The organism is Paenibacillus sp. PvP094, assembly GCF_040546835.1.
Classification (GTDB): domain Bacteria; phylum Bacillota; class Bacilli; order Paenibacillales; family Paenibacillaceae; genus Paenibacillus; species Paenibacillus illinoisensis.
Map to the genome: position 1 here is coordinate 5,663,700 of NZ_JBEPOM010000001.1, position 17,783 is coordinate 5,681,482.

At 45.0% G+C, this 17,783-nt stretch carries 15 protein-coding genes and 1 pseudogene; 4 read left to right on the forward strand and 12 right to left on the reverse strand.

Features of this window, described 5'->3' with window-relative positions:
- Window positions 1-74 precede the first annotated feature (74 nt).
- Window positions 75-1,841: a methyl-accepting chemotaxis protein gene (locus ABIC22_RS25640; RefSeq protein WP_354484780.1), complete on the forward strand. Its 1,767-nt coding sequence runs from the start codon at window positions 75-77 to the stop codon at window positions 1,839-1,841.
- Window positions 1,842-1,905: 64 nt separating this feature from the next.
- Here ABIC22_RS25640 and ABIC22_RS25645 read toward each other — a convergent pair whose 3' ends face one another.
- From ABIC22_RS25645 to ABIC22_RS25665, 5 genes are all read right to left on the reverse strand, one after another.
- Window positions 1,906-2,529, reverse strand: coding sequence for an ABC-2 transporter permease (locus ABIC22_RS25645; protein WP_354484782.1), 624 nt, complete (start codon window positions 2,527-2,529; stop codon window positions 1,906-1,908).
- Window positions 2,522-3,388 carry an ABC transporter ATP-binding protein gene (locus tag ABIC22_RS25650; RefSeq protein ID WP_127535866.1) on the reverse strand — a complete coding sequence of 289 codons (867 nt, stop codon included), beginning with the start codon at window positions 3,386-3,388 and terminating at the stop codon, window positions 2,522-2,524. The genes ABIC22_RS25645 and ABIC22_RS25650 overlap by 8 nt, the downstream gene beginning before the upstream one ends.
- Window positions 3,385-3,768: a GntR family transcriptional regulator gene (locus ABIC22_RS25655; protein ID WP_095358656.1), complete on the reverse strand. Its 384-nt coding sequence runs from the start codon at window positions 3,766-3,768 to the stop codon at window positions 3,385-3,387. The genes ABIC22_RS25650 and ABIC22_RS25655 overlap by 4 nt, the downstream gene beginning before the upstream one ends.
- A 187-nt stretch (window positions 3,769-3,955) precedes the next feature.
- Window positions 3,956-5,362, reverse strand: coding sequence for an outer membrane protein assembly factor BamB family protein (locus ABIC22_RS25660; protein ID WP_354484784.1), 1,407 nt, complete (start codon window positions 5,360-5,362; stop codon window positions 3,956-3,958).
- A 478-nt stretch (window positions 5,363-5,840) separates the two neighbouring features.
- Window positions 5,841-6,695, reverse strand: a complete 855-nt coding sequence (locus tag ABIC22_RS25665) for a manganese catalase family protein (protein WP_095287309.1) — start codon at window positions 6,693-6,695, stop codon at window positions 5,841-5,843.
- A gap of 164 nt (window positions 6,696-6,859) precedes the next feature.
- On the opposite strand from ABIC22_RS25665, the gene ABIC22_RS25670 reads away from it, so the two are divergent.
- Together ABIC22_RS25670 and ABIC22_RS25675 are read left to right on the forward strand one after the other, a co-directional pair.
- Window positions 6,860-7,378, forward strand: coding sequence for a DUF3231 family protein (locus ABIC22_RS25670; protein ID WP_127535868.1), 519 nt, complete (start codon window positions 6,860-6,862; stop codon window positions 7,376-7,378).
- A gap of 161 nt (window positions 7,379-7,539) precedes the next feature.
- Window positions 7,540-8,379 (forward strand): manganese catalase, encoded by an 840-nt coding sequence (locus tag ABIC22_RS25675; RefSeq protein ID WP_354484787.1) that lies wholly within the window; start codon window positions 7,540-7,542, stop codon window positions 8,377-8,379.
- A 318-nt stretch (window positions 8,380-8,697) separates the two neighbouring features.
- On the opposite strand, the gene ABIC22_RS25680 is transcribed toward ABIC22_RS25675, so the two are convergent.
- From ABIC22_RS25680 to ABIC22_RS25690, 3 genes and pseudogenes are all read right to left on the reverse strand, one after another.
- Window positions 8,698-9,795 (reverse strand): GerAB/ArcD/ProY family transporter, encoded by a 1,098-nt coding sequence (locus ABIC22_RS25680; protein ID WP_354484789.1) that lies wholly within the window; start codon window positions 9,793-9,795, stop codon window positions 8,698-8,700.
- A gap of 20 nt (window positions 9,796-9,815) precedes the next feature.
- Window positions 9,816-11,039 (reverse strand): Ger(x)C family spore germination protein, encoded by a 1,224-nt coding sequence (locus ABIC22_RS25685; protein WP_354484791.1) that lies wholly within the window; start codon window positions 11,037-11,039, stop codon window positions 9,816-9,818.
- A gap of 15 nt (window positions 11,040-11,054) precedes the next feature.
- A pseudogene (locus tag ABIC22_RS25690) lies at window positions 11,055-12,679 on the reverse strand (spore germination protein).
- A 130-nt stretch (window positions 12,680-12,809) separates the two neighbouring features.
- On the opposite strand from ABIC22_RS25690, the gene ABIC22_RS25695 reads away from it, so the two are divergent.
- A complete protein-coding gene (locus ABIC22_RS25695) occupies window positions 12,810-13,436 on the forward strand; it encodes a LysE family transporter (RefSeq protein WP_127535871.1) in 627 nt (208 codons plus the stop codon).
- On the opposite strand, the gene ABIC22_RS25700 is transcribed toward ABIC22_RS25695, so the two are convergent.
- From ABIC22_RS25700 to ABIC22_RS25715, 4 genes are all read right to left on the reverse strand, one after another.
- Window positions 13,429-14,862, reverse strand: a complete 1,434-nt coding sequence (locus ABIC22_RS25700) for an amino acid permease (RefSeq protein ID WP_127535872.1) — start codon at window positions 14,860-14,862, stop codon at window positions 13,429-13,431. The two genes, ABIC22_RS25695 and ABIC22_RS25700, sit on opposite strands and share 8 nt — an antisense overlap.
- A gap of 137 nt (window positions 14,863-14,999) precedes the next feature.
- Window positions 15,000-15,989: an aldo/keto reductase gene (locus ABIC22_RS25705; protein WP_354484794.1), complete on the reverse strand. Its 990-nt coding sequence runs from the start codon at window positions 15,987-15,989 to the stop codon at window positions 15,000-15,002.
- Between the two features lie 16 nt (window positions 15,990-16,005).
- A complete protein-coding gene (locus ABIC22_RS25710; RefSeq protein ID WP_354484797.1) occupies window positions 16,006-16,905 on the reverse strand; it encodes a helix-turn-helix domain-containing protein in 900 nt (299 codons plus the stop codon).
- A gap of 208 nt (window positions 16,906-17,113) precedes the next feature.
- The gene (locus tag ABIC22_RS25715) at window positions 17,114-17,701 is read right to left on the reverse strand and encodes a sugar O-acetyltransferase (RefSeq protein WP_127536580.1); all 588 of its coding nucleotides are present in this window, start codon (window positions 17,699-17,701) and stop codon (window positions 17,114-17,116) included.
- Window positions 17,702-17,783 lie beyond the last annotated feature (82 nt).

The window sequence follows — 17,783 nt, forward strand, 5'->3', positions numbered from 1 at the left end:
GACAATTTACGATAAATAGTATGGGGTTATACGAAAAACCCGTTGTTTTAACTACTTCCAAGGGGGAACAGAACGTGAGACAGACTCGCAAGAAAAAGATGGATTTAAGACTCAAACTATATTTAATCATTCTGGTGCCATTACTGGCCATGGGCGGTCTCATCATGTGGGCGACCATCCACTCCAGTGAAAATGCATCTGTAATGACCATGCAGCATAAGAATCAGCAGTTAGCAGTAAACACCGCCACCCTGCTGGGACAGGAAGTGGAATTGATCAAGACATTATCCTCTACGGCTTCGGAGGAAAGCGATGAATACAAAAGTCTAAGAGACGAACTCGCGAAAGTCCGGCTTCAATCGGGAGCCCTCTATGTATATATGTATAACAAAACGTCAGACGGGTGGATTTATACGGTAGATGGAGCAGATTGGGACGATTCAGAATATAGCCCTTATGGAACGGCAATGGAATTCAACCCCCAGATTCAGGAACGCTTGCTAAGCGGTGAAGTCGTTACTACAGGCATTGTGGACGATCCAACCTGGGGACAGCTTCTCTCCTCCTTTACACCAATCAAGGATTCACAAGGTGAAGTTATTAGCTATCTGGGTATTGATATTTCTGCTGCAGCAGTGAATCAAGTATCCACTGAATCGGTGAATAATGCGTATCGGACCATTATTCCGATTTTTGTGGTTGTACTGATTATATCGCTGTTCATGATGCTATTGGTGGTAAGAGGCATCCTCAGACAAGTGCGCGATATCAAGTCCAGCCTTGAACAGGTCGCGGATGGGAATCTCAGAGTTGTATCCACACATCTGACCAACGATCAGCTCGGTGACATCAGTGATCTTATTAACGTCATGGCTTCGCAATTGACGAACATATTGATGGGAATACAGCAAGGGTCGAATACGCTGCAGCAGTCCTCGGCAAGTATTGCAGAAACCGCTCAGACAAACCAGCGCCAAACCGAAGAACTCTCCAGAGCAATTGAGGAAATCGCCATAGGCTCCATGAAGCAGGCGGAAGAGACAGAACACTCTGTCCAGCATTCGGAGAACCTCGGCAAGATTATGGATGAAGTAGGTTCATACGTGCAGCAGTTCACCCATACTTCTGAGCAGCTATCTGCCGTGCAAGTACAAGTTACACGCGAACATGAGGTTCTGCTTGAAAAGGGTCGGGAGAATGCCAAGCGGGTTGAGCAGCAGCAGGAAATTTCCAGGTCTTTAACCACTCAATCGGAGCTAGCTTCTTCCATTAGTGGACAAATTCATAATATCCTGAAACAAACCCAGATATTATCGCTGAATGCTTCCATCGAGGCTGCCCGTGCTGGTGAGGCAGGTAAAGGTTTTGCCGTCGTTGCTGGAGAAATGGGACAGCTCGCTCAGCAATCTGAACGTTCCATCCAGGAGATTGATGGGATTCTGAGTTCATTTGTACAAGAAATCCAACGGATGGGCAGTCATTTTGAAGCGAATATGGTAGCGGTCAAAGAGCAGGAAGAACAGATTGCTGATTGCCTTCAGGCGTTCAGACAGGTTAGCCAATTATCGACTGAAGTGCACGAGCTTGCTCAGCGTTTGGAGAACCGTACGATGAATATGCATTCCATTCGTCAGGAAGTGGAACAGCACCTAAGCTATATCGCTTCTGCAACCGAGGAAACTTCGGCCATGGCTGAAGAAGTTACGGCCAGTGCCGAGGAGCAGCAGCGATCCGCGAGCGAACTGTCGAACATTTCCGGGCAGCTCGCTGGGCTTGCGAGCAACCTCAAATCATATTCCGATCAATTTCAGATTGAAGTCACGAAAGCTGATTCAAAATAATAAAAAACCCCGTTACCTGATGAATCAGGCGGCGGGGTTTTCTTAATATCATTTGATCAAATGTTTATAAATCCTTTCTCGCAAACAAATGAGTGGTTAAAACATAGGATGCACCGAAGATTAATAGTATCCCAATCGATATCATGGCTATAAGTTGCCCATCTAAACCCTTCTCACTGACCATGGTCATAAGTACTGCAAAAGGCTGCGCGAGAAGAATAAGTGCAACCATGAATATGCCATTGATTATTCCGGCTCCCTTTTTACTAAGTGCATAAAAGAGCGGCATATAGATGGATACCAGCACCATTACCATGCCTATGGAAACCATGATGTCCATGAGGCTGTAGCTTGGCTTGTTTAACTCAGGGAAATTCAAGTCAACCAGCCAGTGAATTCCGAACGAGGCGAACACGCCAAACAAGGTATACAGGATCGCCGATACATACTTGGCTTGCACGATTTTTTTGCGGCTGACCGGTAGGGTAACCAGGAAATTATGATTATGGTTTTTGATATCGATCATGGTTGCCAGGATTACCGAACCAAATGCGGTGTAGATCCCCACAAAATACATCGACATTTCACTCTTAGGTATAAAGGCCAAGCTAAACACAACAAGATATAATCCTATTGTCCATAATGAACTTCTTAATGCTATGAAGTCTTTGCGAAGCAGGTTAAGCATGTTTTCGTCCCCCTTTTGCCGTAAAGTAGATCAGATCCTCCAAGGTTGGTCTTTGCAAAAGGGCAAAGCTTCCAAACAACCGTGCGGCCTCTTCCCTATTGTCTGCCAGTGCCTCAAAACCAACATCTGTCTCGCGAATTCCGATAAATTGATTCCGGGTATCCCCATCTAACAGCTCCATATCTCCTTTAACGATCGTATATCTCTCAAGTACATCATCTTTCGTTTCGTTAAAAACAAGTTTTCCCTGATTGACGAATGCAATATAGTCCGCTATGCGCTCCAGATCCGTCGTGATATGCGTTGAGAAAATAATGGATCTTGTCTCATCCTGTATCAAATCCGAGAGCAGATCCAGAAGTTCTCTTCTAAATACAGGGTCAAGACCGGATGTCGGCTCATCCATAATGAGAAGATCAGCATCGTGTGACAGAGCAATGGCCAGAGAGAACTTGATTTTCATCCCTTTGGACAAATCAGTGATTTTCTTCTTCGGCGACAATTCAAATTGCTCCAGGTAGCCATTGAATTTCTGCTCATCCCACTTCTTATAAAAGGGTGCAATCATTTTTTTCATTTCACGGATCGTCAGATGTTCATAATAAAAGCATTCATCAGATACGACACCAATACGCTGTTTAATGTTTACCTCCTGTGCGGGCATCCCCTGTCCCAGTGTCCTGATCGTACCCGAGTCTGGGTGGATCAAGCCGATGATCATTTTGATCAGGGTGCTTTTCCCCGCCCCATTCGGTCCAATGAGCCCAGTAATATACCCCTGTTTTACATCCAGAGATACATTGTCCACCTTAAATAAGGGATACACCTTGGTTAAATTACGCAGTTCAATTGCATTCATGATGAAGTTTCCTCCTCAGACAACATAGTAAAAAGATGAATTACATCTTGCTCCGTCATACTTAATTCCTTACTTTCCCGAATAATCTCCAGCATTTTCTCTTCCAGCCGTTTCATCCGCTGCTCCCGAATAAAATCCTGATTGGCTCCTGAGACGAAACAGCCCTTGCCTACGACGGAATCAATTAATTTCTCTTTTTCCAGCTCTTCATAGACACGTTTGGTGGTAATCACGCTGACTTGCAGATCCTTGGCGAGCTGCCTGATGGAGGGAAGACTATCCCCGGCAACCAACTCCCCGCTTAAAATACTTTGCCTGATCTGGGTTAATATCTGCATATAGATGGGATCGCTCGAAGCGTTGGATATCAGAATTTTAATGGTCATTCACCTCATTGGTGTTTATTAAGTGCATAGTGTGTATATATAATATATACACTATATACTCATTCGTCAATCCATATTTGCCCATCTTATAAGACACTTATGCACAGCAAAAAGGACGGAAAATATCCGTCCCTCTAAGCTCTATTTATTTTCCCTCATAGCACCACTCTTCAATCGCCTATTATTTCAGCGCTGCTGGAAGCTTGACGCCAATCAGCTTGCCTTCGGCCTGTATAATAATCATGCTCCCGGTCTTCAGCGTTGCCTCGTGCAAGTCAGCCCCGGTTTTCACACGGAATACAGGCTGGCTTGTCAGCATATTGATTCCAAGCAGTGTTCCGTTACGCTGCGCACGATAGATTCCTTTGCCATATATGCTAACCTGCGACACAGGAGCATCGCCATTCCATTGAACCGCACTGCCGTTTACCAGCTTGACACCCTTTAATTCACTATCTGTAACAGAGTCCCTGTAGATCAGACGTTCCTGAACAACCCCTACCAGATCGCCACTCACCCCGCCAGGAGGCTGAAAAGTCCTCGTCGGAGCATCACCATTCTTGTACGTATTCAGATCATATTCAGCAATCTTGCCTGCCTGTTCAATATATATCTTCCCATCATTAGCCAATACACTTCCTTGGCCGCGCTCATACGGCGGGTCGCCGGACATTTTCCAAATGAAGTCCATGCTTCCTTTACGTGTCCCTGTCTTGAGATTAAAGGCATTCACCTGTACTTTCCGGTCCGGGTCAGATTCATAGTCTTGAAGCAGCGGAGTGTAGTAATCGACGGAATATACCAATCCATTTTTAAATTGAAGTGCCTCTCCTTGTCCAAACTCACTCCATAGCTTTTTCCCGGTTTTCTTGTCATATGCGTTCAATTGCACAGAAGTCAGTGCACCTTGCACGAAGAAGGTTCGAAGCACCACTCCATCCGATTCCTGCAGATACGATGTACCATTGCCTTCGGCTAATGCTTCATCAGCCTTCCACCGCAGCTTGCCTGTCTTCCGTTCAAAAGCATACGTGGTGCTTCCCTTGATGACATATAGTGTTTCTGCAGTAGGAATTAATGCTTCGGTCCGCTCGCGCGTATCCATCCATGTGGAAGTGCCCGATTGCCATACAGCCTTTCCTGTCTTGGCATTTACCGCATATGGCTTATGGCTGGAGGTTAGACCATACAGAACGCCATTGTCATAAACCATGCTCGGGGTCAGATCTTTACCAAATGTCCAGAGCTGTTTGCCCGTTGCTGCATCCAAGGCGACCAGCTTGCGATTAGAAAAGGCAAATACTTTACCGTCTTCTGCAACAGCCTGTTGTCCTTGAAAGCTTTCATTCTGATTCGTATAAGAGTCTACCTTCACTGTCCAGGAAGGTTTAAGTTCAGGTACCGTTAATTTGGAATATGAATTCCAATTGTAGATGGAGATATCCGCTTTCTCCGCCAGTGCCTGAGAAGGCATTGCGGTGTACCCTCCGCTAACAGCAATCATAGCTGCAGTCAGCCCTGTAAGGGTGCGAACGTAGGGATGATATTTACGTTTCTCCGTTTGTGGTTCAGTCTGCTTGTTCGGCATGGAAATCCTCCTTCATGTTCATGTAAGCTCTTAAATCTACTTAATCTTGATTGCATAAAAAGTAAACATTTGGAACGAGTCTAGTATACAAGAGGATTAATCTGGGAGCAATTAACAAATCATATCTTGTCTTTAATTTGCTTAACTTAGATCATCATCAGGTAACGTTTAAGCTCCCTTTTTCTTAGTAAATCATGAATATTTCACCAAACTGATTTGCATACTACTTCAAGTAATCCAAATGACAGCTATCCAGCAATTGCAGCAAATCGCTATTCTCGCTCAACAGCTTGCCAACACGACTTCTCAACATGTTTCATACTTAGAACAACCTTAGAACAACCCGAATGTCGGTATTACTGGGCAAACGTTCGGACAGTTTCCAAACCAGCATCGTCACTAACATATGTATAAAAAAAAAGGAACCCATGGATATGGGTTCTTTTTTTTGCAGCTATGATTTCATGTAAGGTAGTGCTCAGGCATTTAAGTCATGCAGGCCCGGGCTATGCTCATTAGGTAGCTCTGGCATATATGGGAGCGGGAATCCCTGTGGAGGATCAGTAACTTTCAGTTCCCCGCCATTACGACTAGGTGATTGGCCGCTATATATTTCAGCAATTCGGGTATTGTCCAACCGGAAGTTAAACTGGGCATTATGGAAGCCAAGGTCAACGTATTTCTGGCATTCCGGGTATTTATTAATGTCGTAGTTCGGAACTGGAAACACTTTTCCCCAATTCACACCCAACGTTTCGAGGGCCTTCGCGAATGCATTTTGATGTGCATTATCACGAACGATCAGGAAACCCAACGTTTCACGGAACGCTTTGTTTGTACTCATTTCATAGATTCTTGTTTTTTGTAATACACCTGTCGATTCCAATACAACGTTGTCAAGCAAATTGCTGACCAGATTGCCATGATCATACACATAATTTCCAAGCCATGGGTTACCAGCAGCGTCTACAGGCAGAGAACTCTGAGCCCCCATAATATAATGATGCGGGTTCGCATGCTTGATGGCTTCGTCGAGTGGAGCTCCGTCCAGGCCGGCATCGCCTGCCCCCTCCGCTCCAGCTCCGGTCAACAATTGATTTATCGTTTGCTGGACCAACTCGATGTGGCTTAATTCCTCCAGAAATACACCACGAAGTAGGTCTCTGTACTGTGTTGCTTTTCCGCGGAAGTTGCTGCTCTGGAAGAAAAACTGCATCATTGTACGCATTTCTCCAAATTGTCCGCCCAATGTTTCCTGTAACACTTTGGCTGCAGCCGGGTCCGGCTTATCCGGAACAATCATATTAATCAGATCTTCTCTATAAAAAAACATGGACGTCCTCCATTCAAGTAAATTACAGCCTTAGTTTCTGCCTTCTTCCTGCATTTATGTGATAGCAAGCTCACCCAATGTTTGGATTCGAAGCAAGAATATAATTCTTTTATTAAGGAGAACCTAACCCGGTAAAACGACTGAATAATTGGAGGAATACAATAATGGGTATTTTAAGTGGCAATCCCAAAGATGAACCCATGCACTACGGAGAAATCTTTAGCGTGTGGCAATGCTCCATGGTGGCGAAAGGCTCCATTTCCTGTTACCAGGCGTACATGAACCATGCTGGAGATAAGGATCTGAAAAAAATCCTAGATGACCTGCTGGATCAGGCCAAACTGGAAATCAAAGAGTGCGATGCTTTGTTAACTGAGAATGGCATTGCTCCAGCCCCAATGTTGCCCGAAAGACCTCCTGTCAAATTGGAAGATATCCCCGCAGGCGCAAGGTTCACTGATCCTGAAATCGCAGCCAAAATCGCAGCAGACACCTCATTGGGTCTGGTTGCAGCGAGCCAGGTTATGGGACAATCTATCCGAGAAGATATCGGTGCATTATTCGCCAAATATCACGTAACCAAGACGGCACTAGGCGTGCGCATTTTGCAATTGGTCAAAGAAAAAGGCTGGCTTGTTCCTCCTCCTCTTCAAATCAAAAGACCAGATTCGGACAAAGGCTAAGCAGAGACTAATTTAAGGAACATTTAATGCCCATTCAAGACAAAAAAGGAGCAGTATGCTGCTTCCTCTTTGTCTTTTTTTTGTGTTTCCTTTTGTTTAAATTTGATTGGACAGGTTATATAGATTTAGAATTAATCAACCATACCAATGGAGGGATTCACATGTTCAGACACCAAAAGGAATTACAATTTGAAGTGAAAGTAGATCGCCCGGATCCCGTATTCGCCCGTCAGGTCCAGGAAGTATTGGGAGGACAATTCGGGGAAATGACCGTAATGATGCAGTACCTCTTTCAAGGATTTAATTGTCGTGGCGAAGAAAAATATAAAGATATGCTTATGGATATCGGCACAGAGGAAATCGGCCACGTTGAAATGCTCTGCGCTTTGATAAGCCAGCTGCTGGATGGCGCCACACCTGCTGAACAGCAAAAAGCAGCTGAGGACCCTGTTACTGCAGCCATTATGGGAGGAATCAATCCTCAACATCTGCTGGTGAGCGGACTCGGCGGCTTACCTACGAACTCTACCGGCGTACCTTGGAACGGTTCATATATTGTGGCAAGCGGCAACCTTCTTGCAGATATGCGTTCTAACCTGCATGCCGAAAGCCAGGGCCGTCTCCAGGTTGCAAGACTCTATCACATGACTACCGATGAAGGCGTTCGGGCGACGTTCCGCAAAATGTTGGCACGTGACCGTTACCATCAGTACCAGTGGATGGCTGCCATTCAGGAATTGGAAGAAAAGAACGGCGTCGTGGTTCCTGCTTCCTTCCCACCAGAGGCCGAGCAGGAATCTCAACCTCAAGCCTATGAGTTCTGGAATCTTTCCGAAGGCACAGAATCCAGTGAAGGCTTATGGGCGAAAGGAAGTGCTCCAGATGGTACTGGTGATTTTGTGTACGTATCCAACCCGGTTCCAAAAGGACAAGTCTACGAGCCTGTCATTCCTGCCACAGAACTTCATCACGACCTCGATGGAAAAGCGAGCGATAAGTAGTCGTTAACCCATTGAAATATTCATTATATATCATTTGAAAAGTGCTTAAGGCCCAACTGGCTGCAATTGATACGCTTTAAAAAATCGCCGATTATATGATCAAAAATGAAATGTATCATCCTTACAATATTGAAGAACAAGTTGAGCATGATTTGGAAAAGTCGGATACGGCGTTGAAATTAGCGGCCTCCAAATAAAATGTTAAAGTTAAAACGACTCAGTGTCTACTGAGTCGTTTTATTGTTCACTATTCCACATTTTCCACTATTACCAATATGTATCTAATATTCATTCCAACTTCATGATCGTCTCCAAGCATCACTTATTTGTCTTCATTCTTTTCTTGATAAGAATAACAATTAATAATATGAGGGGAAGAAAAACCTGAAATATCGGAGAAGAATAGATTAGCGTAATGCCTCGCCCAACTTGCAGGTGCTCTGTGAAATTCGGAGACAAGAATGACATTCCATACATCATAAACCCTACTGGCAGTATCCATTTCCGGTAACTGGCTCCGGTGATTCTTTCAAGCCCAATTACAGCACCTTGGAAAAAAAAAGCGATCTTAATCCCTAATCCCAAGAACAGGAGCAGCGTGAATAGTGCGTCCATCCGTTCAAGCACCTCTGTCATGTCGATCAATTGAACGGTTTGCAGCAGAGGGAGCGTACTAAACATTGCGATATCAGGTCCCATAACGAAAATAATGAGTTGATTGATAAATGTTAGACTGACCGCGGTAGCCATATATGCTATGATCACCACTTTGTTCAGATTCTTTCCTTTACGGGCATAAGGATAAAAGACCAAAAACAAAACGACCTGTCCGAATGGAAAGGATACAATTTCTGGAATAGCAGCCTTGAATATGTTCCCCCACCCGTTTTCCAATACAGGCAAACTCAATTCAATATGGAAAAGACCAGTGGCAGGAATAAGAATACTAATTAACACGTAACCGAAAACCATTACAGGAAACAAAATCATGCAAATGAGGAACAGTACACGATATCCGTACCGCACGGTGTTGACTACAACCAGCAGACTGATTACACTGATCAACCACATGGGAGTTTTATTCAACAACGTCAACGTGGTAACCTCACTGAGATCCCGCAGATTCCGGGAAGCTTCATAAGCAAAATAACCGATAAATGATAAGCTTACTACTGTTCCCAGTATCTTACCCATGTAGCGTTTCAGCAGAAGGAACAAATCCAGTTCAGGTTCCTGGTGATGAATGGTTAGATGGATAATTAGCAGCAATAGGCCAGCAAATGCGCCAATCAGCATCGCTAACCATGCGTCCTGCTTCGCATCTCCGCCCATCAGAAACAAGGTTGTACTTCCAACTTCGAACAGGGAAAGACAAACGGCCAATTCGGATACACGAACAGATCCGGCTGAATTCATTATTACACATCTCCTTGGCGTTAATGTTCCCCTTCACTTTCTCCGCTTTCCTTTTGAAGCAACCGACTGAATGAATCCTGGAGCAGACCGGTTCGTTTTAGGCTTACGTCCACGTTTACGTTAATCTCCATCTGTGCCAACTCCTGCGGCCACTTTTCTTTTAATGTTTTCCAGTCCTTTGGATGTCTTTGATGAATTTTGTTAGCAATGCTTAACATATCGGCATGGAGCCGCTGACTTGCGTTCCACCCCTCCATCATCTGTGAGGTAATGATTCGCTCAGCTTGCAGCTGCAATTCGTCAATAATATGGGGGCTTGTAATATCTGCAAGTGTTGTACTCTCATTCAGTTCAGCTTTGACTTTAGCATTCACCTGAATGCTGTAATGATGACCCGACTTAACGGGCTCAACCTTGACGCTTGCTTTTTGAACCAAAAAAGAATTGACTTCACCATGTGTATTGACATAACTCAAATTAGTCCTGTTCACCCGGTCAGTTAGCCACGAAATGCCCATACTCTCTCTTTGATTCAATACACCGATTTCTTTATCTTTATAAAATACACTTAATCCTTGTAATCTCAGCTTGCTTGGTGTCGATGTCTGCTTAAAAATATCAATGGTTTCCAGTTGTCTAGGATCTTGCCCTGTTACTGTGAGGATGGGAATGCCTGCTGAACCACTGTCGGAAGTTATTTTCAAAGCAACTTCATGCAGATTCATGACCGGATAATAGGATCCAAGCTCATGGTTACGTTCTATAATCTGAGATAGTGCCCGACCAGGTTGTTTTTCTGGTGGCACCAGTTTCTTCAGATATTCTTTCGCCTGCCCATCTGCGATGATCACCTTAACCGATTCCCTGGCATCGATATTGCGATAGTAATCATCCAAGATCTCTGACAGTCCATATTGTGCGGCTTCTTGGCCAATTAATATGACATTGGTATGTGAAAAGTATAACTTTTTGGGATTCTCCAGACTGCTTTTAGCTACCGCTTCCCGAATCGTTTTCCCTTGAGAGGAAAAGGTAGTCACCGAGGATTGAGATCCACCTGAAGATCCGTTTGTACTACTCGCAGGAGGAACAATAATCTGATAGGTAATAATCCAATTACCGTTCTGTCTGTCATATCCTGCAGCTGTCGTAATGCCCAGTTCATTCAGTTCAGTACGATTACCACACCCGGCAATGGAGATCGCTGAAACGAGGAGCATAAGGATGTAGAAACACCGGATCACAAAGAAGCCTCCTTCTTATCTGTCAGGTTCAGGTTCTTGAATATGTTCTACAGCATTGTTGGAGCCCAAAGGATATTGATGTGCCGACTGCCTTGTTTTGTTGGGCCCCGCTTTTTCATTTGGCCTTGTCTTCATCGCCCACCAAGGTACCCGCATGATCAGATCCTTCATGTTTGACTTGTAAAATGGGCTGAAAGGCATCATATAATCCGCACCCAATGACTTGAGCGATATCAAATGAACCAACAATGGTACTGCACCTACCAATATACCGAACAATCCAAGGGTACCAGCCAGCAGCATGAACGGAAAACGCATCAAACGGACTGCTGTTGCCATGCTGAAGTAAGGAATAACAAAGTTGGATATGGCCGTGAACGATACCACGATAACCATCGCTCCGGAGACCAATCCCGCTTCCACTGCTGCTTGGCCAATGACCAATGCACCTACAATGGATATCGCTGGCCCAATCGCTCGTGGCATCCGAACACCTGCCTCACGAATGACCTCAAACGTAATTTCCATAAGCAACGCTTCAAGTAACGCAGGAAAAGGCACGCCCTCCCGCTGTGCGGCAAGTGAAATCAATAAGGTGGTAGGAATCATCTCTTGTTGGAATGTGGTTAATGCAATGAAAGTGGATGGAAGCAGCAAAGAGACCAAAAAAGACAATAATCGAATGGCTCTCAAAAAAGTAGAAATATCATAACGCTGGTAGTAATCTTCTGTCGTTTGAAAAAAGTTAAAAAAAGTGACTGGGCCAATAAGAACGAATGGTGTCCCGTCAACAAGTATCGCTACTTGTCCATCGAGCAAACTGCCTGCTACTGTATCGGGTCGCTCGGTATTAATCAGGGTTGGAAAAGGGGTGATCGGAGCGTCCTGAATGAATTCCTCTATGTAACCACTCTCGAGTATACTGTCCGTACGAATGGAGCTCAAACGCTTCGTCACCTCTGCTACCACTTCCGGCTTGGCGATGCCCTGAATATAAGCTACAGCAACCGATGTTTGTGTGTAGTCCCCAATATAATGCATTTGAAAAATTTCAAATCAGGAGTCCGTATTTTTCGCCGAATTAAAGTCATATTGGTATTGATTTCTTCTGTGAAGCCTTCTTTGGGTCCCCTAACCACAGTCTGAGAAGTCGGCTCTTGCACTGACCTTCTTTCTCCTCCGGGAATGGGAACTGCTATGGCATAACGTTCACCATCGACCAGAACAACCACATGTCCGGTTAAAATTGCTCGGTAAATCAGATCAGGTGAATCCAGATTTTCAATATGACCCGTAGGTAAGATCCTTCTCACGACATCGTCCGCTCGTAATTCCTCATTAGATGGGGCTGTATTGACAAATTGAACGACATGTTGCATTAGCTCTACGAGCAGGACTGAGTCAGTTAAACCTTCAATATAGCAAACCGCTAATGGGATATCATAGGTTGCAGATTCAGCAAATTCACGAACCACAAAATCCGGACTATCCTTAAAAGCTTCTCTAATGGAGCTAAGTGTATTCGAAAGTGATGGATCCAATTTTTCATGTGGCTTTGTTTGATTTCGAAAGGATTTCTCGTTCTTCTGAGGTAGCGGTTGTGATTGAAATACTCTTTTCATCCAGCGGAACAGCATCATCTCACCTCCTTTATTTTCCGTTTAATATGGATCATATCCGTAAAGATTATGCCAAAATCTAGACATTGTCCTATTTAAGTACTACCTGGAATAAGCTGATAAAGTACATGAAAGGAGAGGACAACGTTCCATGATACTAGGGTATATCTTACTGGGGATTTCATTATCAGCCCCAATCGGTCCCATCAATGCTGCTCAGTTGGACAAGGGTGTTCGGGGTGGATTCATGCCTTCCTGGTTTGTTGGACTCGGCGCGATCGCTGCTGATATCATTTACATGCTGCTCGTCTATTTCGGCATCATTCATTTGCTGGATCTGCCTTTTGTAAAGGCTTTCTTATGGCTGTTTGGTTTTTTTGTGCTTGTGTATACCGGGGTGGAAAGCATCAAAAATGCAGGTACCCTTACGCAGTCGAATGTGAGAGGGGACGAAGCAGCGCTATCCAAATCGTTCATGAACGGATTCCTGATGTCACTGTTCAATCCCCTATCCATTATGTTCTGGCTTGGCATTTACGGATCCATTCTGGCCAAGGCCGTGAATGATTCATCCCTGGAGCAGACACTAATCAACAGCGGAGCCGTTATTCTGGGTATCCTGATCTGGGATATATTCATGGCCGCCGCTGCGAGTTTATTCCGCAAGTATCTTACCTTAGGCGTCCTCAAGGGTATATCCATCATTTCCGGCCTCTCTCTTGTCGGTTTCGGATGTTATTTTGGAGCGAAAGCCATTCAATTCCTTTTTTTCATTTAAGCTTGCTCTTACGAAGCCGAATCCCGGTAATGTGGAAGCTGGGACTTTCCAGGGTGTTATGCAGCTCTTCTTCCTGAGCTGTGCTGGTGGGCTCTTCCTTTTTCTTCTTCTTACGAACTCGTTGCACAATCATATCGCTAATTCCAATAAGTAAGACAAGCAGCAGACTGATAAAGAAGCCAGGTCGACTCAGCGGATGAAAAAGCGTACCTGTTACAGCGAGGCCAATCAGTACCAGTCCAATCCATCGTTTGACGACGCTGAACCTCCCTGCTTTCAGAAGTCGGCCAGAAGATAACAAGATGAACAACCAATTGTACATGAGCATTAATCCAGCCGCAGTTGTTACATATTCATACACCTTGCCAGGAAGCAGCAGTGACATGACAATGGTTGCGATAAGCCCGCATCCGATCAGTGAGAGTGCGAATAATGGATGCTTCTTCTTCCATTTTCGCGAGAATAACCGTGGAGCGTCTCCTTCCTGTGCCAAGGTCAGCATCATGGAGGTCACCGCATAGAGTGACGCCGTCATGGTAGAGAAACCCGCTACAATCAACACCCCATTGAACAAATGCGGAACAAATGTCAAATGATCACTGCTCAATGCCAGTACAAAGGGACTCTCTTTGGGATTAAAGGCACCAAGTGGGACCATGGTCAAAGCCAGTCCGATCGACACAACGTATACCGTTGAAAGCGAGATCAGCATCACTTTTCCTGCCTTGGGAGCCTCTTCCGGTTTTTGAAGACGGTAGGACATGATTCCGAGTACCTCAATTCCCCCATAGGCATAAAATGCAAATAGAAATGCAGACCACAGACCGATCCCGCCTTTCGGGAAAATTTCAGTCATGCTCAGCGGTACGTTATGCTCATATTTTGTTCCCCCAATCCATCCTGCTAGAAGTGCGATGGCAAGTACCAAAAACATAAGAATTGCTGCAATCTTGATTATGGCAAGTACATTTTCAACCCGGTCAAACCCTTTATTCCCGAAGAAAACGATGCAAAGACCGACAAGTCCAAATCCGGCAGCAAATATCCAGAGAGGAACATTCGGGAACCAAAAACGCGAAAAAATGGACAAGGCAGTCAACTGACTTCCCATAATTAGCAGCTCCGAAAACCAATACACCCACCCACTGGCAAAGCCTGCCCAGCTTCCGAACGCCTTCTTGGCATAAGAACGAAAAGATCCCTGCTCGGGGTGATCCGATGTCATTCTCGCCAAGGCATCAAAAACTACATATGTACCGAGTGCAGCCAAAATGTAAGCCACTAATACTGCAGGGCCACCGATCGAAATCGCGAGGCTGGAGCCCAGAAAGTATCCTGTACCAATGGTGCCTGCTACACCAAGCAAGCTGAGCTGCCACCACTTTAGTTTCTTTTCCTCCGTTGATGCCTCTGATGCTTTACTCATTTCTTCATTCCTCTTCTGTAATATTTTGGACTGCTTAAGGTATCCTTTCCCAATTGGCTCTTTTTCATGTTGAAGACGGGAAACAAAAAAAGCGAACGACAGGGCAAGCCCTTCATCCGCTAATATATTCACTCTGATTATTGATTTGGAATTAAACCCACAACCGGATGTGGCACATAGGGTTCTTCCAACCACGCAATTTCTTCTGCTGTCAGCTTCAAATCCATGGCAGCGACGGCTTCCTCCAGATGTGATATTTTCGTCGCACCAATAATGGGCGCTGTGACAGGTTGCTTCTGCATAAGCCATGCCAGAGCAATGTGAACCCGCGGTACACCGTGCTTACTTGCAATCTCTGCAACCCGCTCTACAATGAAGCGATCCGTATCGGCAGTAGAGTCGTATTTGGATTTCTGGACCTGATCCGTCTCGGAGCGACGCGTTGTTTCCGACCAGTCACGTGTCAGTCTTCCTGATGCAAGCGGGCTGTAGGGAATGACTCCGATCCCTTCCTCCTTACATAGGGGAAGCATCTCTCGTTCCTCTTCACGGTACAGTAAGTTCAGATGATTTTGCATGGAAACGAATTTGGTCCAGCCATTGCGCTCAGCGACAAATAAGGCCTTTTGGAACTGCCAGGCATACATTGCAGACGCACCGAGATATCTTACTTTTCCGGCTTTGACTACATCATGTAATGCCTCCATGGTTTCTTCGATTGGGGTATGGTAGTCCCAGCGATGAATTTGGTACAGATCCACATAATCGGTTCCAAGTCGCATCAGACTCTTATCAATTTCGCTCATGATGGCTTTGCGGGACAATCCGGCGCCGTTCGGTCCTTCATGCATTCGTCCATGCACCTTGGTGGCAATTACAACCTCGTCTCGTTTGGCATAATCCTTCAAGGCCCGCCCAAGGATCTCTTCACTTGCCCCCAGAGAATAGACATTCGCTGTATCAAAAAAGTTAATACCGAGCTCCAGAGCCTTCTTAATGACTGGCCGGCTATTCTCCTCGTTCAGTACCCATTGATGAATCCAGCGGTTGGCATCGCCAAATCCCATGCATCCCAGGCAAATTCTAGACACATCCAACCCTGTCTTCCCCAGCTTCACATATTCCATTTTCTCGTCCTCCTCGTTATTCTTTTCTTAAGTTCCGTCGTCTATATTCAGTTGGCGATAGATCAAAGCGCATTTTAAACACCTTGGAAAAGTGAGTCGTATTTTCGAACCCGCAGGCGTAACAGATATCCGTTACCGATTGTGTCGTCTCGAGCAGGAGCTGACTGGCCAGATCCAGTCTGCGATTACGGATCCATTTTAACGGAGAAGAGTTATACAATGCCCGAAATTCCCGCTTGAACGTCGAGAGGCTTCTGCCAGACAAATAGGCCAGATCTTCGATGGAAACGGGATTGGTCACATTCTCTTCTACAACTTGTTCAATCTGACTTCGTTCAGTAGGATGGGGATACAGCAGCTGTTGCAGCAAGTTCGTGTTTGTTTCAGCAAGATGAAACAGCAGCTCCATGAACTTGACGCCTACCAATCCGTCGCTGATCGAATCAGATTGGTTAAAATATGATTTTAGGGAGTCAATATATGCTCTCATTGGGGCGTTAACTGAAATGACAGATACCGGGGCGACCTCATTGATGGAATGAATGGTCTTCCAATCTGCAAAATCTGCGAACTTCTGAATTATATCCCCGTTCAGATAAAACATCATATAATCCAGCAAATATTCCGTACCGGGCTCACCCGACTTTTCGTAGTCTACCTTGATCGCTTTGTGCAAGAATATCATTTCATTGCTCCGCACCGTATGCTTTTCGTTCTTGTACTTAACCGTGTATACACCTGATTTAACGAACAGCAGTAGATGATCTTTCAGGAAAAAGCTTCCTCTGGTTCCCTGCGTATGCAAACAAAACTGGATGACTGTCAGCCCATTCCATTTCAAGCTTCCCTCTTTGTCTGGTGCCTGTTCCATTCCTTTGGGAGCATGAATTAATTTTTCAGTTCGTTGTACATCCATTCTTCTTCCTACCTTCTGTCATCTCCTGCAAACTTAACAATAACGCTTTTCTGCAAGAAGTACTTTGCTCTAAAGCTCAAGTCATGTGATTATTTCGTTCATTCTTCTGAAGGGAATGCATCCGTCAACGCCAAATCAATGAAACCAAAAACGGGTTCCAGTAAACTGGCTCCCGTTCTCTCTTCTATTCTCTTGGGCTATGACCAATTTACCCTCTAGGGTATTTATTCTTATCCGCTTCCGTTATCGCTCGAATGACTCTGCAGGGGTTACCTGCAGCAATGACTCCTGCAGGTATATCCTTCGTCACTACGCTTCCCGCGCCAATTACCGTATTGTCTCCAATCGTTACACCTGGCAGCACAGATACACCTCCGCCAATCCAGACATTGTCCCCTACTGTAATCGGGAGGGCAATCTCCAACCCTTGATTGCGCTGTTCAGCATCCAGGGGATGACCAGCAGTGTAAAATCCGCAATTCGGTGCAATGAACACATTGCTGCCAAAGGTAATCTTCGCTGCATCCAACATCACCGCATTATGATTACAATAAAAGTTTTCTCCAATCTCAATGTTGTATCCTTGGTCACAATAGAAAGGCTGTTCAATCCAAAACTTCTCTCCTGTTTTTGCCAAAAGTTTTTTCATAATGGCTTCTCTTTCGGATATCATGCGCGGACGAAGCTGGTTGTAGTCGTAGCACAGCTCTTTTGCTTCAAGGCGTTCGTTTACCAATTGCGGATCGTTGTTATTGTCATATAAGAGCCCTTGTTGTGCTTTTTCTTTTTCGGTCATCGTCATTCGTGTAAGCTCCTTCGTTGTGTCTATTTGGGTAGCCAAAATTCTATGTATGGACGCAGCAATGAACAATACAATC

Excerpts from the sequence above, each read along its gene's own strand:
- ABIC22_RS25645 (WP_354484782.1), bottom strand. The coding sequence starts at position 2,529 with ATGCTTAACCTGCTTCGCAAAGACTTCATAGCATTAAGAAGTTCATTA.
- ABIC22_RS25650 (WP_127535866.1), bottom strand. The coding sequence starts at position 3,388 with ATGAATGCAATTGAACTGCGTAATTTAACCAAGGTGTATCCCTTATTT.
- ABIC22_RS25660 (WP_354484784.1), bottom strand. The coding sequence starts at position 5,362 with ATGCCGAACAAGCAGACTGAACCACAAACGGAGAAACGTAAATATCAT.
- ABIC22_RS25665 (WP_095287309.1), bottom strand. The coding sequence starts at position 6,695 with ATGTTTTTTTATAGAGAAGATCTGATTAATATGATTGTTCCGGATAAG.
- ABIC22_RS25670 (WP_127535868.1), top strand. The coding sequence starts at position 6,860 with ATGGGTATTTTAAGTGGCAATCCCAAAGATGAACCCATGCACTACGGA.
- ABIC22_RS25675 (WP_354484787.1), top strand. The coding sequence starts at position 7,540 with ATGTTCAGACACCAAAAGGAATTACAATTTGAAGTGAAAGTAGATCGC.
- ABIC22_RS25680 (WP_354484789.1), bottom strand. The coding sequence starts at position 9,795 with ATGAATTCAGCCGGATCTGTTCGTGTATCCGAATTGGCCGTTTGTCTT.
- ABIC22_RS25695 (WP_127535871.1), top strand. The coding sequence starts at position 12,810 with ATGATACTAGGGTATATCTTACTGGGGATTTCATTATCAGCCCCAATC.
- ABIC22_RS25700 (WP_127535872.1), bottom strand. The coding sequence starts at position 14,862 with ATGAGTAAAGCATCAGAGGCATCAACGGAGGAAAAGAAACTAAAGTGG.
- ABIC22_RS25705 (WP_354484794.1), bottom strand. The coding sequence starts at position 15,989 with ATGGAATATGTGAAGCTGGGGAAGACAGGGTTGGATGTGTCTAGAATT.
- ABIC22_RS25710 (WP_354484797.1), bottom strand. The coding sequence starts at position 16,905 with ATGGATGTACAACGAACTGAAAAATTAATTCATGCTCCCAAAGGAATG.
- ABIC22_RS25715 (WP_127536580.1), bottom strand. The coding sequence starts at position 17,701 with ATGACCGAAAAAGAAAAAGCACAACAAGGGCTCTTATATGACAATAAC.